Origin of the sequence: Stenotrophomonas maltophilia (genome assembly GCF_900186865.1) — a bacterium.
Taxonomy (GTDB): domain Bacteria; phylum Pseudomonadota; class Gammaproteobacteria; order Xanthomonadales; family Xanthomonadaceae; genus Stenotrophomonas; species Stenotrophomonas maltophilia.
Genome location: NZ_LT906480.1, coordinates 765,897 through 780,290 on the forward strand (window position 1 = coordinate 765,897; position 14,394 = coordinate 780,290).

Here is a 14,394-nt window from a genome sequence, read left to right on the forward strand (position 1 = left end):
TCCGGTCCGCATGGCGTGCTTTCAGCCCCGCAGCAGTTTCAGCACTGAAGTGGTCGGCTTGGCCAGGTTCAAGGTGTAGAAGTGCAGGCCGGGCGCGCCGCCCTCGATCAGGCGCTGGCACAGCCGGGCCACCACTTCCGTGCCGAATGCACGTACCGACTCGGCGTCATCGCCGTAGGCCTGCATCTTGCGGCCGATCCAGCGCGGAATCTCCGCACCACACTGCTCGGAGAAGCGGCGCAACTGGCTGAAGTTGGCGATCGGCATGATGCCGGGCGTGATCGGCACCTGCACGCCGAGCCGGCGCACTTCATCGACGAAGTGGAAGTAGGCATCCGGGTTGAAGAAGTACTGGGTGATCGCCGCATCGGCACCGGCATCGATCTTGGCCTTGAAGTGCTTCAGGTCAGCCAGCGCATCGGTCGCCTGCGGATGCGTTTCCGGATACGCGCCCACTTCGATGTGGAACGCATCGCCGTGCTCGGTGCGGATGAAGTCGATCAGCTCGGCGGCGTAGCGCATGTCGCCGGGGAAGCCCATGCCCGAGGGAAGGTCACCGCGCAGCGCGACCAGACGACGGCAGCCGATGGCGCGGTACAGCTTGAGCAGTTCGCGGATCTCCTGGCGGGTGCCGCCCACGCACGACAGGTGCGGCGCGGCATCGAAGCCATGGTGCTGGTTGAGATGGCGCACGGTCTCGGAGGTGTAGCTCAGGGTCGAGCCACCGGCGCCGAAGGTACACGACACGTACTCGGGGCCGTAGTCCTTCAGCTTGGCCGCGGCGCGGTCCAGCTGGCTGCGCTGTTCGTCGGTCTTGGGCGGATAGAACTCGAAGCTGATGGCGGTCATGGCGCGGATGGCGGCGGTCGGTGCGAAGCAGTATATCTCTTCATCAAGATGGATGCTTGAAGATTGCGTGAGAGCCCGCCGTCCCCGGCCCGCGACCGTTCGCCCCGCCGTGCGGCCGCTGCTCCGAAATCGCAACCGGGGTGCCTCCGCCAGGCCCACGCTGCTCCCATCCCGGCACCACCCACCCAATGAAGGAGCAGACGATGAAGATCTTCCTGGCACTCTGGTACGCAATGAAGGCCCTGGCCCGGCTGGCGATGATCGGCATGGCGATGGCCGTGCTCGGTTCCGGCTCGGCGCATGCAGCGGCCGCCACCGGCACCGGCAAGGTGCAGGTCGAGGTGGTCGGCAAGGGCCGTCCGCTGCTGATGATCCCCGGCCTGAACAGCAGCGCCGAGGTCTGGCGCGAGACCTGCCTGGCGCTGAAGGACGTACAGTGCCATCTGGTGCAGCTGCCGGGCTTTGCCGGCGCTGCGCCAGCCGACCCGCGCCCGGCCGAATTCCTGCCGGCCATGCGCGGGCAGCTGCTGGCCTACCTGCATGACCAACAGCTGGGCCCGGTGGTGGTGATCGGCCAAAGTCTTGGCGGCCTGCTGGGGCTGCAGATGGCGCAGGCCGAGCCGAAGGCAGTCAGTGCGCTGGTGGTGGTCGACGCATTGCCGTTCCTGCCGGCCGCGCGTGACCCGAACGCCACCGCAGACAGCGTGCGGCCAATGGCTGACCAGCTGCGCAAGGGCATGCTCGCCGCCGATGCCGCGCAGTGGCAGGCGCAGCTGAAGGCCGGCCTGCCGGGCATGACCCGCGATCCGCAGCGGCAGGCCGAGCTGGGGCGCTGGGGCGAAGCCAGCGACCGCCAGACCACCGCTGATGCCATGCATGCGGTAATGACCACCGACCTGCGTGACAGCATCGCCTCGATCACCGCACCGACGCTGGTGCTGGGCAGCTGGGCCGGCTACCAGCCGATGGGCGGCACCGAGGACAGCACGCGCGCGGTGTTCCAGGCGCAGTACGCGAAACTGCAGGGCGTGCAGATCGCGATGAGCGCGCAGGGTTTCCACTTCCTGATGTGGGATGATCCGCGCTGGCTGCGCGGTCAGGTGCAGGCCTTCCTCGACCACCACCACTGAGTTTCAACACGCCTCGGAATGGACATGCCGGATTCCTCCTCGACGGTACGCTTCTGGCTGCTCAATGCGCTGGTGTGGGCGCTCTATGGTGTTGCCGGAATCGGCCTGCGCCAGGCCTATTTCAGCGATGCCGGAAGCGCAGGCGTGTTGATCACGCTGGGCCTGGCGTTGGCCCTGTTCGGGTGCAGCGGTGCCATCCGCGCGCTGGCGCTGCGTGCCGACTGGTGGGCGCGCGGCACGGCCGGGCTGTTGCTGCGGCTGGCGCTGTCGGTGGCATTGGGCGCGGCAGTGGCGCAGCTGCTGGTGAACATCGCGCTGCACTCGGCGCTGGCCTGGAACTGGGTGAGCCTGGGGCGGCAGACGGCCGACTTCAGCCCCAAGGCGCTGCTGCTCTACTGGTACACCACTGCGGTGATGCTGGCCCTGTGGGCAGCGCTCTGGGCAGGCCTGCACAGCCTGCGCCGGATACGCAGTGCGGAACTGGCGCGCCTGCGTGCCGAGGCCGAGCGCAGCGCGCTGGAGCGCGATGCACTGCGTGCACGGCTCAACCCGCATTTCATGTTCAATGCGCTGAACAACCTGCGCGCGCTGATCCTGGAAGACCCGGAGCGTGCGCGCGACATGGTCACCCACCTGTCGCGCACGCTGCGCCAGGCGCTGGCACACAACCGCAGCGAGCAGGTCACGCTGGCCGAGGAACTGGCGGTAGTGGACGACTACCTGGCCATCGAGGCAGTCCACTTCGAACAGCGCCTGCAGGTGAACCGGCAGATCGATGCCGACGCCCTGCAGGCACAACTGCCGGCGATGGCGCTGCAGCTGCTGGTGGAAAACGCGATCAAGCATGGCATCGCCAGCCGCCCGGGCGGCGGTGAGGTGCAGATCCGTGCCACGCTGGACAATGACGTGCTGCGCCTGCAGGTGGACAATCCGCTGGGCAGCGCCAACGAGCCCACCCATGGCCATGGCGTTGGCCTTGCCTACCTGCGTGCGCAGCTCGGCACGCAGGGTCGTTTCACCCTGCAGCCGGTCGGCGACCGCATGCAGGCCCTGCTGGAGATTCCGCAATGAGTGGCGTGCTGCGTGTGTTGATCGTTGATGATGCACGGCTGGCGCGGCAGGAGCTGCGCACGCTGTTGTCGGCGCTGCCATGGGTGCAGTGCGTGGGCGAGGCCGACGATGTGCCCGCTGCACGCGAGGCGATCGCCACACTGGCGCCAGACCTGGTGCTGCTGGATGTGCAGATGCCCTCCGGCAGCGGCTTCGATGTGCTGGATGGGCTGGAGACGGTGCCGGCGGTGGTCTTCGTTACTGCCTACGACACCTACGCGGTGCGCGCCTTCCAGGCCAACGCGCTGGACTATCTGGTGAAGCCGGTCGAGGCGCCGCGCTTGCTGGAAGCGTTGCAGCGGGCGCGCCAGCGCGAGGTGGTGGCGGGCGAAACGCCGGAGCCGCGCAGCACGCTGGGCGCGCAGGACCAGGTGTTCGTGCGCGAGGGCGAACGCTGCTGGTTCGTCGCGGTCTCGGAGATCCGTCGGCTGGTGGTGGATGGCAACTACACACGGCTATGGTTCCGCGACCAGAACGCCCTGCTGACCCGCAGCCTGAGCGCGCTGGAAGCACGCCTGCCGCCGGAGTTGTTCTTCCGCGCCAACCGCAACACGCTGGTCAACCTGCGCCGCATTCGTGGCGTGACGCCCAGCATTGCAGATGGCTACGATCTGGCGCTGGACGACGGCAGCGAGGTGGAGGTATCGCGGCGGCAGGCACGTGAACTGCGCGAGCGGATGGCGTTGTAGCTGCCGCTACAGCTCGGCACTGACCGGGCTGGTGATGAATCCCCACAGCAGGCGTGCCATCACTGCGGGCGAGCGTGCCTGCCTGCGCGCATAAGTCTGTAGCGCATCCAGCCGCGGGCGGTCATAGAGGTGGCCGGCCAGCAGCACGGCATGCACGCGGCGGGTATTGGCGATGTCGTGCAGCGGGTTGCCATCAAGCAGCACCAGGTCTGCGGCTTTGCCGACCTCGACGCTTCCATGCGATGCCTGCCGTTGCAGATGACGTGCGGCCTGCAGCGTAGCTGCGCGCAGCACGTCGGCCTGGCTCAGGCCGGCCTGTCGCAGCCACTGCAGTTCATCGTGGTAGCGGAAGCCGCCCAATCCGGTATCGGTGCCGACCAGCACGGTGACGCCGGCACGATGGGCCGCACCGGTGAGAGCCAGGCCATGCTCGAAGTAGGTCTTCAGTGCGTCTTGGCCGCGTCGGCCGGGATAGCGCGCTGCGGTGGCCTGCAGGTCATCACGCCACGCCCAGCGTGAAAGCGGGTCCAGATAGGCCAGGCGCGGATCGTCGACGAAGGCGGGGTCGCTTGCGCGTGAATCTTCTTCGCGGGTGACATGGGTCGGTACGAACGCGGCACCGCTGGCCTGCATCAAAGCGAACGCCTTGTTGCAGAGCGTGGGCTGATAGCTGGCAACCATGCGTTCGGCCAGTACGATCGGGTCTTCGCCGTCGAGCGTGCCACCGCGCCATGCCGCCGCGTTGTCGAAGCAGTGGCGCACGAACAGATGGGCGTGCTCGAAGCTGCGCTGGCCCGCCTGCACCGCGTCGTCCAGAGGCACCGCCTTGGGCAGGTGGCCGACCAACGGACGGCGCAGCTGCTGCGCCTCGGTGGCCAGCCGCTGATAGGTGTCCGCACGCAGCCGGTTGTAGACCTTCAACGCGTCGACCCCGCGCGCGCTGTACGTCCGTGCACGCGCAGCGGCGGCCTCTGGCGTGAGTGACGGATCTTCGAAGTAGAAACTGGCGATCTGTACGAAGCGCGGTGCAACCTGCTGCCCGGCAATGGCCTGTGCGGTCCAGCGGCGCTTGTCGGCCACGCAGGCGATCAGCGGATCGGTGGTCTGCGGGCAGTCCATCATGTCACGGGTGCCGGTGATGCCGTTGGCCAGCATCAGCGGGAACTGCAGCTGCGGCGACAATTGCAGTGCATGGGTGTGCATGTCCCAGAAACCGGGCAGCAGCCAGCGGCCGCCGGCGTCGAGCACGGGAAGCCGCGCGTCCTGCGGATCTTCCCCAATGGCAGTGATGGTGCCGTGGCGCACTGTCACGGTGGTGGGTTCGCTGACCCGGCCGCGCGCCACGTCCACCACCCGCGCATTGACGATCACGCGGCTGTTGCCCGGCTCGGGCAACGGCGGAGCCGACAGCGGCCAGAGCAGAGCGGCGGCGAACAGCAATGGCGGCGCCAGCAGGAGGATGACCAGTACGATCGGCCACTGCCGACGGTGGGCGGAACGGGGCAATGCGCATGCTGCATCCATGAGCCGGCGATCCTTGTAGTGGGTCGCCCGCAGGGTGCTGCAAGCGGGACGCTGGCGCCAGTGACCATCGGCATCCGGCCCTGTCTGCCTCCGGGACGGTTACCCTGTGCAGCAGAACTCCTGATCACACCTGCGCCATGTCCATCGTCCTCACCGATTTCGCCCGTCCCCGCCTGTTCCCGCGCGTGCCGCGTGGCAACACCATCCAGGACTGCACCGCCGAGCAGTTCGAGGCACACCTCAATGCGCACGCGCCGCTGAAGGTGCTCGACGGCTACGCCCCGTTCTGCAAGTTGTTCGTCTACGAGAACTGGACCAGCACGCGCTGCCTGACGGTGCCGGTCACCGAGGCCAACCGCCACCAGCTGCGTAGCGGCTACGAGGCGCGCAACCGCGAGGAACTGCCGGTGCTGGTGCGCTGGTTCGAGGGCGTGGAATCACCGCGTGCGAACTACCTGGTGGTGATCCTGTACAGCGCCGGGCAGCTGGCGAAAGAAGGTTCACCGATCGAGGCCGACTGGGGCATCGTCGGCTGCATCTACACCGCCGAACCGGAAGAGGTGCCGATGGCGCCGATCACGATGATGCGCAATGCGCTGGGCGTGGAGGAAGGCGGTTCCGGTGTGCCGCTGGACCGGGAGGCCTACCGGCGCTCGGTGGAGTTCTGGGAGAACAACGCCAACTGGCGGCCGTGAGCAACATTTGTCATCCACGCATCGCGTGAATGTGCGGACCGCAGTAGAGCCACGCCATGCGTGGCCGCTTGGCCTTCAGGCAGCTTTCCATTCCCACCACGGGTAATGGTACTCGCGGTCGATGGCCTGCCAATGCTGGCCGCATTGCGTGCAGGCAACGGCGTGGCAGTCGCCCAAGCAGCCCTCAGCCTCTTCCACCGAGAGCAGCTGCATCTGTCCTTGTTCAATCAGGCGACGGGGATCGAAGAACGGGTAGCCGGGGTTGAGCGCGCACAGGCAACCCTCGCGTGCACGCCAGTAACGCAGCCGACGCAGGGCGGCCTTCAGATACGCCTGGTTGCTGATCAGCATGCCGCCAAGCGCGATACCCTGGCAGCGTTGTTCGATCAGATCCACATGTGCGCTCAACGCGTCCAACGATGAGGCACTGAACAGTCGTGCGACGACGCGGGCGGCATCGGTGATGCGCGTTGCGTCGCGCGACAACAGGTCCTGCAGCAGCACATCGGCCTGTGCATCGTCGAGCCGGGGAATGGGCGCTGCAGACCACGGCCAGCGCATCAGCGTGACTTGCCGATGGCAGCGTAGTGGCCGGCGGTGAGGCGCAGCAGGTCGGTGGGTGCCAGTTCCACTTCCAGGCCACGGCGACCGGCGCTGACATGCAGCGCGGGCAGCGCTTCGGCACTGGCGTCCAGGAAGGTGCGCAGGCGCTTCTTCTGTCCGAGCGGGCTGATGCCACCGACCAGGTAACCGGTCGCGCGCTGCGCGGCATCAGCAGCAGCCATCTCGCACTTCTTGCAGCCGGCCGCTTCGGCCAGTGCCTTCAGGTCCAGCTGGCCGGCCACCGGCACGATCGCCACCAGCAGTTCGTGTGCCTCGGTGCTGGCCAGCAGGGTCTTGAACACCTGGGCCGGATCGAGGCCGAGCTTGTCGACAGCTTCGCCGCCATAGGATTCGGCGTGGGCGTCATGCACGTAGCTGCGCACGGTGTGGGCGATCTTCTCGCGCTTGAGCAGGTTGATGGCCGGGGTCATGTAGGCATGGTAGCGCGCGCTGGGCGCGTTGCCTTGACCGAGCCTACTGCCGGAGAGCATCCACGCATGGCGTGGATCTACCGTGGGGACTGGATGCGGGGTGTACGGCCACACGCAAACGCAGAACGGACGCCCGAAGGCGCCCGTTCCGTGTGTTGCATGCACCGGTGGTGCCGGCCGCTGGCCGGCACCCCGCAGGCATCAGTAGCGGTAGTGGTCCGGCTTGAACGGGCCTTCCACCGGCACGCCGATGTAGTCGGCCTGTTCCTGGCTCAGGGTGGTCAGCTTCACGCCGATTTTTTCCAGGTGCAGGCGGGCCACTTCCTCGTCCAGCTTCTTCGGCAGCAGGTAGACCTTCTTCTCGTAGCTGTCCTTGTTCGCCCACAGGTCGATCTGTGCCAGGGTCTGGTTGGCGAAGCTGTTGGACATCACGAAGCTCGGGTGGCCGGTGGCGCAGCCCAGGTTCACCAGGCGGCCTTCGGCCAGCAGGAAGATCGCGTTGCCGTTCGGGAAGATGTACTTGTCCACCTGCGGCTTGATGTTGACGTGCTTGATGCCGGCGAACGACACCAGCGCATCGACCTGGATCTCGTTGTCGAAGTGGCCGATGTTGCAGACGATGGCCTGGTCCTTCATCGCGCTCAGGTGCTCGATGCGGATGATGTCCTTGTTGCCGGTGGTGGTGACGTACAGGTCGGCACGGCCCAGGGTCGATTCGATGGTGTTGACTTCATAGCCTTCCATCGCCGCCTGCAGGGCGCAGATCGGGTCGATCTCGGTGACGATCACGCGCGCGCCGTAGGCACGCAGCGAGGCCGCGCAGCCCTTGCCGACGTCGCCGTAACCGCAGACCACGGCCACCTTGCCGGCCAGCATCACGTCCATCGCGCGCTTCAGGCCGTCGGCCAGCGACTCGCGGCAGCCGTACAGGTTGTCGAACTTGCTCTTGGTGACCGAGTCGTTGACGTTGATCGCCGGGATCAGCAGGGTGCCGGCCTGGGCCAGCTGGTACAGGCGGTGCACGCCGGTGGTGGTCTCTTCGGAGACGCCCTTCCAGTCCTTGACCACGCGGCCCCAGTAACCCGGGCGCTCCTTGGCGACGCGCTTGAGCAGGTTCTTGATGACCTGTTCTTCGTGCGAGGCAGAGGGGGTGTTGACCCAGTCGCTGCCGTTTTCCAGTTCGTAGCCCTTGTGGATCAGCAGGGTCACGTCGCCGCCGTCGTCCACCACCAGCTCCGGGCCGGTCAGGGTGCCATCGGCCAGGGTGAAGGTCAGCGCGTCCAGGGTGCAGTCCCAGTACTCTTCCAGGGTCTCGCCCTTCCAGGCGAACACCGGGGTGCCGGTGGCGGCGATGGCGGCAGCGGCGTGGTCCTGGGTCGAGAAGATGTTGCACGAGGCCCAGCGCACGTCGGCGCCGATGTCCTTCAGGGTCTCGATCAGCACCGCGGTCTGGATGGTCATGTGCAGCGAGCCGGTCACGCGCACGCCCTTCAGCGGCAGCTCGGCCTGGTACTTGCGGCGGATCGACATCAGGCCCGGCATTTCGTGCTCGGCGATGTCCAGTTCCTTGCGGCCCCAGTCGGCCAGCGTGATATCGCGGATCTTGTAGTCACCTTCGGTGGAGAAGGTCTTGGCAACAGCGTTCATTCGTGTGCTCCGGTTGTGGACGAGCGGATGCTCGCATCTAGCCGGGCGCCGTTGTTACAAAGCCACCTTACCGAGCCTGGCCGGGCCTCGTGGGATCCGGTCGCAGCGCCCCTCGGCAGGGGAGAACCCCCATTATATCGCGGCCCCGACGTGACATCCGGATGACCCCAACCATCGGCAGATGGGGCCGCGTGCACGGCCTGTTAAGGTCGGTGTTTTCACGCATCACACAGGTGGAACGATGAGCATGCACGCGCGCCGTACTCGGCGCTGGACCGGCCTGGTCCTGTCGATGGGACTGCTGGCGGTGGCCCCGCTGGCCTGGGCGGCAGCGCCGCAGCCCGTGGCCGCACAGGCCCAGGGCGTCAACGGCTACGAACTGCCGTCGGCCGCGCTGCAGGCGGTGGTGGACGCGCCCCGTGCGCCCACGTTGTTCCTGTCGCCACGCCGCGACGTGGCCGCGATGATGCAGATGCCGTCGCTGCCGTCGATCCAGGTGGTGGCGCAGCCGGAACTGAAGCTGGCCGGCCTGCGCATCAACCCGCGCACGTTCTCCGACAGCCGCTTCAGCTTCGGCGAGAAGTTGTGGCTGATGAACGTAGCCGACGGCAAGGAGCGGCAGATCAGTGGCCTGCCGGCCAAGCTGTCGATCGCCAGTGTGATGTGGTCGCCGGACCAGAAGTGGCTGGCCTTCAACCAGGTCGACGCCGCCAGCGGTGCCAACGAACTGTGGCTGGTGGACGTGGCCGGTGGCAGTGCCCGTCGCCTGGTTGCCGGCCTGAACACGGTGATCGGCAGCGGCTACCAGTGGCTGCCGGACAGCCGCGGACTGGTGGTGTTCACCCGCCCGGCCAACCTCGGTGCGGCCCCGGCCGCCGACGGCATTCCGACCGGCCCGGCCGTGCAGCAGACCAGCCAGGGCGGCGGCGTGGTGTCGATCCGTACCTACCAGGACCTGCTGAAGAACGAGGCTGATGCGCGCCAGTTCGATTACTACGCGACCACCCAGCCGATGGAAGTCAGCCTGGATGGCAGTACCCGCGCGATCGGCGCGGCCGGCATCTTCATGGGCTTCTCGGTGTCGCCGGATGGCCGCTTCGTGCTGCGCCAGCCGGTGCAGCGCCCGTATTCGTACGTGGTGCCGGTGGACAGCTTCCCGCGCCGCATTGAAGTGATCGACCGTGCCAGCGGCAAGCTGGTGCACACCGTGGCCGTGCGCCCGCTGGTGGAAGGGCTGCCGACCGGCAACGACGCCGAAGTGACCGGCGTGCGCGACATCCGCTGGCGCGGTGATGCCGACGCCACCCTGGTCTGGGCCGAAGCGCAGGACGGCGGCGACCCGAACAGGGACGCCAAGGTACGCGATGCGGTGCTGATGCAGGCCGCGCCGTTCGACAAACCGCCGGTCACCCTGGCCCAGCTTGGCAGCCGCCTGGCCGGCATCAGCTGGGGCCGCGGTGACCTGGCCCTGCTGACCGAATCGTGGTGGAAGACCCGCAGGACCAAGACCTGGTTGATCGCCCCGGACAACGCCGGTGCCGAGCCGCGCCTGCTGTGGGATCGAGACGGGCAGGACCGCTATTCCGATCCGGGCCGGCCGCTGTTGTCCAGCGACGACCGCGGGCGCTCGCTGCTGCAGACCAGCGCCGATGGCAGCAGCCTGTATCTGGCCGGTGCCGGTGCATCGCCGGAAGGCGATCGTCCGTTCGTGGACCGCTTCGACATTGCCACGGGCAAGGCCACCCGCCTGTTCCACTCGCAGGCGCCGAGCTATTCGCTGCCGGTGGCATTGCTGGACAACCAGGGCGGTTCGCTGCTGCTGAGCCGCGAGAGCCCGGACGAGCCGGCCAACTTCTACGTGCAGTCGCTGGCCGATGCGGGTGCTGCGCCGCGTGCGCTGACCCACTTCGCCCATCCGCTGCCGCAGCTGAAGGGCGTGCAGAAGGAGCAGATCCGCTACAAGCGCAAGGATGGCGTCGACCTGACCGCGACCCTGCTGCTGCCGCCGGGCTACGACCCGAAGCGCGACGGCCCGCGCCCGCTGCTGATGTGGGCCTATCCGGGTGAGTTCAAGAGCGCAGCCGCGGCCAGCCAGGTGACCGATTCGCCGTACCGCTTCAATGCGGTCAGCTACTGGGGCCCGCAGGCGTTCCTGGCCAAGGGCTACGTGGTGCTGGCCAGCCCGTCGATGCCGATCATCGGCGAGGGTGACAAGGAGCCGAACGACACCTACATCGAGCAGCTGGTGGCCAACGCGCAGGCAGCGGTGGATGAAGTGGTGCGCCGTGGCGTGACCGATCGCGATCACATCGCCATCGGCGGCCATTCCTACGGTGCGTTCATGACCGCCAACCTGCTGGCGCATACGCGCCTGTTCAAGGCGGGTATCGCGCGCAGCGGCGCCTACAACCGCACGCTCACGCCGTTCGGCTTCCAGGCCGAGGAGCGCAACTACTGGCAGGCGCAGGACGTCTACCAGAAGATGGCGCCGTTCAACTACGCCGACAGGATCAAGGACCCGATCCTCTTCATCCACGGCGTGGACGACAACAACTCCGGCACCTTCCCGATCCAGAGCGAGCGCATGTTTGCTGCGGTGAAGGGCCTGGGTGGCACCGCGCGGCTGGTGATGCTGCCGAACGAATCGCACGCCTACCGCGCACGCGAATCGATCATGACCATGCTGGCCGAAAGCGAGCGCTGGCTGGAGCAGACCATCGGCCCGGCCGAGCAGGGCAAGGCGAAGAAGAAGCGCTGACGTGACCCGGTAGTGCCGGCCGCTGGCCGGCAACCTCATGGAGCCATGCAACCTGAGGTTGCCGGCCAGCGGCCGGCACTACCAGATGAAACCATTTTTGCATCGCAGCACGACGCCCGATCTGGGATAGGCTTGGGGCCTGGATCCGTTGACCGAGGCCTGTGCGTCGCCGATGAACGAGTACCGCAGCAGCATCGAGTTTGCTTCTCCCGATCTTCCGCTTCGCGATGATGTGCGCCGGCTTGGCGCACTGGTCGGCGACCTGCTGGTCGAACAGGTGTCGGCCGCGTTTCTTGATGACGTCGAGGACGTGCGTACCCGCGCCATCGCCCGTCGCGAAAACCAGGCGCCGCTGTCGGAGCTGGCCGATGGCCTGGCCGGGCGCACGCCGCAGCAGGCCGAGACCATGGTGCGGGCCTTCAGCACCTACTTCCAGGTGGTCAACATCGCCGAGCGCGTGCATCGCATCCGCCGCCGCCGTGACTACCAGCGCGCCGGTACCGCAGGTGCGCAGCCCGATGGCCTGCAGGATGCGCTGCAGCACCTGAAGGCGCAGGGCGTGGGCCTGGACGAACTGGCGCAGTGGCTCCCGCGTATCGACATCGAACCGGTGTTCACCGCGCACCCGACCGAAGCGGTACGCCGCGCGCTGCTGGAAAAAGAGCAGCTGATGGTGGCCAGCCTGGTCGACAACCTGGACGGCCAGCGCACGCCGGGCGAGGCCGCCGCCGATGCTGCGCGCTTCCGCATGGCGCTGACCGCGTCGTGGCAGACCACCGATTCCTCGCCGGTGCGGCCCACGGTGGATGACGAGCGCGAGCACGTCGGCTTCTATCTGGTGCAGGTGCTGTACCGGGTGATTCCGGTGCTGTACGAATCGCTGCAGCAGGCGCTGCGCGATACCTACGGCGAAGAACTGCCGCTGCCGCGCCTGCTGCGCTTTGGTACGTGGGTGGGCGGCGACATGGACGGCAACCCGAACGTGGATGCCCACACCATCCGCAATACGCTGGATGCGCAGCGGCAGGCGGTGCTCGGGCGCTACCAGAAGGAACTGCTGCAGCTGGCCAGCCTGCTCAGCCAGTCCACCGAGCGGGTGGGCGTGAGCGATGCGCTGCAGGCGCGCGTGGCGCAGTACCAGCAGCTGCTGCCGCAGGTGCAGTCGCGCCCGCGCCACGCCGATATGCCGTACCGCCTGCTCAACGACCGCATGCGCGCACGCCTGCAGGCGACGCTGGACGATGGCGAGCGCGCCTACGCCGGCCCCGCCGAATTGATCGACGACCTGCAGCTGATCCTCGACAGCCTGCTTGCGAACCGTGGCGAGCACGCTGGTGGTTTTGCCGTGCAGCGCCTGCTGTGGCGGGTGAAGACCTTCGGCTTCCATCTGGCGCGGCTGGATGTGCGCCAGGAGTCGAGCGTGCATGCGCGCGCGCTGGCCGCCGTGCTGGGTGGCGAAGAGGCCTGGCAGGCGCTGGATGCGGTGGGCCGTGCGCGGCTGCTGAGCCCGCATGCCAGCGGTGAAACGGCATTGCCCAACGGTGACGACGAGGGCAACCAGCGGCTGGATGCGGTGTTCGCCGCGCTGGCCGATGCGCGTGCGCGGCATGGCAGCGAGGCGCTGGGCAGCTACATCATCTCGATGGCGCACGACCGCAGCGACGTGCTGGCGGTGCTGGCGCTGGCACGCCGTGGCGGCCTGGTGGAAGAGAACGGATCAGTACCGCTGGATATCGCACCGCTGTTCGAGACGGTGGATGATCTCAAGCGCGGCACCGCGACCCTGCGTGACCTGCTGGCCGACCCGATCTATCGCGCGCACCTGCAAGCACGCGACGACGTGCAGATGGTGATGCTGGGTTATTCGGACAGCAGCAAGGACGGCGGTATCGCGGCCTCGCGCTGGGGCCTGCAGCGTGCACAGGTGGAGCTGCTGGAGGTGGCGGCCGAGGCGGGCATCCGCCTGACCTTCTTCCATGGCCGTGGCGGCTCGATCAGCCGTGGCGGTGGCAAGACCACGCACGCGGTGGATGCTTCACCACGCGGCAGCATCGATGGCCGCCTGCGGGTGACCGAGCAGGGCGAGGTGATTCATCGCAAGTACGGTATCCGCGCGCTGGCTTTGCGCTCGCTGGAACAGGCCACCGGCGCGGTGCTGCGCGCCAGCCTGCGCCCGCGTGCTGCCGAGCCCCGCGAGGACGACTGGCGGCCGGTGATGGATGCGGTGGCTGGGGCCAGCAGTGAGGTGTATCGCGCGTTCGTTGGCCAGGCCGGCTTCATGGATTACTTCCGTACCGCCACGCCGATCGATGTGATCGAGCGGATGACGCTGGGCTCGCGTCCGTCGCGCCGGCTCGGCCAGGACGCAGCGCTGGGCAACCTGCGCGCGATTCCGTGGGTATTCGCCTGGAGCCAGGCACGCGCGGTGATTCCCGGTTGGTATGGCGTGGGCAGTGGCCTGCAGGCGGCGGTGGATGCCGGCCACGAACAGACCCTGCGCGATATGGCGCGAGACTGGCCGTTTTTCCGTATGTTCCTGGACGATATCTCGATGGTGCTGTCCAAGGGCGATATCACCATCGCCGAGCAGTTCTCGCAGCTGTCCGGCGAGTTGCACGGGCGCTTCTTCCCGCAGGTGCAGCGCGAACTGGAACTCACCCGGCACTGGCTGCTGGCATTGATGGACCAGCAGACGCTGCTGGACCACGATGCGCGGCTGGCGCTGTCGATCCGCCTGCGCAATCCCTATGTCGATCCGATCAGCGTGCTGCAGGTGGACCTGCTGCAGCGCTGGCGGGCCAGCGGACGCGAGGATGACGATCTGCTGCGCGCGCTGGTGGCGTGCGTGAACGGTGTTTCGCAGGGTGTGCAGAACACCGGGTGAGGTGTAGCGGTAGTGCCGGCCGCTGGCCGGCAACCTCATGATGTCTGGCAGCGCGCACGAGGTTGCCGGCCAGC

Annotated in this window: 11 protein-coding genes and 1 riboswitch; of the genes, 6 read left to right on the forward strand and 5 right to left on the reverse strand. The window is 67.5% G+C overall.

From position 1 onward, the window contains the following. Positions 1-21: 21 nt before the first annotated feature. Entirely contained in the window at positions 22-849 is an 828-nt protein-coding gene (metF, locus tag CKW06_RS03550) for a methylenetetrahydrofolate reductase [NAD(P)H] (RefSeq protein WP_024957284.1), read from the reverse strand. A 203-nt stretch (positions 850-1,052) separates the two neighbouring features. Here metF and CKW06_RS03555 point away from each other — a divergent pair, with 203 nt between their 5' ends. From CKW06_RS03555 to CKW06_RS03565, 3 genes are read left to right on the forward strand one after another with little or no spacing between them, the layout of a single operon-like run. Then, positions 1,053-1,979, forward strand: coding sequence for an alpha/beta fold hydrolase (locus tag CKW06_RS03555; protein ID WP_024957285.1), 927 nt, complete (start codon positions 1,053-1,055; stop codon positions 1,977-1,979). A gap of 24 nt (positions 1,980-2,003) precedes the next feature. After that, positions 2,004-3,050 (forward strand): sensor histidine kinase, encoded by a 1,047-nt coding sequence (locus CKW06_RS03560; protein ID WP_024957286.1) that lies wholly within the window; start codon positions 2,004-2,006, stop codon positions 3,048-3,050. Continuing rightward, positions 3,047-3,778: a LytR/AlgR family response regulator transcription factor gene (locus CKW06_RS03565; RefSeq protein WP_005408094.1), complete on the forward strand. Its 732-nt coding sequence runs from the start codon at positions 3,047-3,049 to the stop codon at positions 3,776-3,778. The genes CKW06_RS03560 and CKW06_RS03565 overlap by 4 nt, the downstream gene beginning before the upstream one ends. Before the next feature lie 6 nt (positions 3,779-3,784). On the opposite strand, the gene CKW06_RS03570 is transcribed toward CKW06_RS03565, so the two are convergent. Continuing rightward, a complete protein-coding gene (locus tag CKW06_RS03570; RefSeq protein ID WP_024957287.1) occupies positions 3,785-5,302 on the reverse strand; it encodes an amidohydrolase family protein in 1,518 nt (505 codons plus the stop codon). Between the two features lie 137 nt (positions 5,303-5,439). Between CKW06_RS03570 and CKW06_RS03575 the strand changes: the two genes are divergently transcribed. Continuing rightward, the gene (locus CKW06_RS03575; RefSeq protein ID WP_024957288.1) at positions 5,440-5,997 is read left to right on the forward strand and encodes a DUF3228 family protein; all 558 of its coding nucleotides are present in this window, start codon (positions 5,440-5,442) and stop codon (positions 5,995-5,997) included. Positions 5,998-6,072: 75 nt separating this feature from the next. Here CKW06_RS03575 and CKW06_RS03580 read toward each other — a convergent pair whose 3' ends face one another. The 3 genes from CKW06_RS03580 to ahcY form a co-directional block, all read right to left on the reverse strand. Then, positions 6,073-6,558: a hypothetical protein gene (locus CKW06_RS03580; RefSeq protein ID WP_024957289.1), complete on the reverse strand. Its 486-nt coding sequence runs from the start codon at positions 6,556-6,558 to the stop codon at positions 6,073-6,075. Continuing rightward, positions 6,558-7,031, reverse strand: coding sequence for a Cys-tRNA(Pro) deacylase (gene ybaK / locus CKW06_RS03585; RefSeq protein WP_024957290.1), 474 nt, complete (start codon positions 7,029-7,031; stop codon positions 6,558-6,560). Before ybaK ends, CKW06_RS03580 begins: the two co-directional genes overlap by 1 nt. Before the next feature lie 201 nt (positions 7,032-7,232). Beyond that, positions 7,233-8,678 carry an adenosylhomocysteinase gene (gene ahcY, locus CKW06_RS03590; protein WP_024957291.1) on the reverse strand — a complete coding sequence of 482 codons (1,446 nt, stop codon included), beginning with the start codon at positions 8,676-8,678 and terminating at the stop codon, positions 7,233-7,235. Between the two features lie 36 nt (positions 8,679-8,714). Then, positions 8,715-8,798: riboswitch (S-adenosyl-L-homocysteine riboswitch) on the reverse strand. A 121-nt stretch (positions 8,799-8,919) separates the two neighbouring features. On the opposite strand from ahcY, the gene CKW06_RS03595 reads away from it, so the two are divergent. Together CKW06_RS03595 and ppc are read left to right on the forward strand one after the other, a co-directional pair. Next, a complete protein-coding gene (locus tag CKW06_RS03595; RefSeq protein ID WP_024957292.1) occupies positions 8,920-11,436 on the forward strand; it encodes a S9 family peptidase in 2,517 nt (838 codons plus the stop codon). A 172-nt stretch (positions 11,437-11,608) separates the two neighbouring features. Continuing rightward, positions 11,609-14,320, forward strand: a complete 2,712-nt coding sequence (ppc, locus tag CKW06_RS03600) for a phosphoenolpyruvate carboxylase (protein WP_024957293.1) — start codon at positions 11,609-11,611, stop codon at positions 14,318-14,320. Positions 14,321-14,394: the final 74 nt, after the last annotated feature.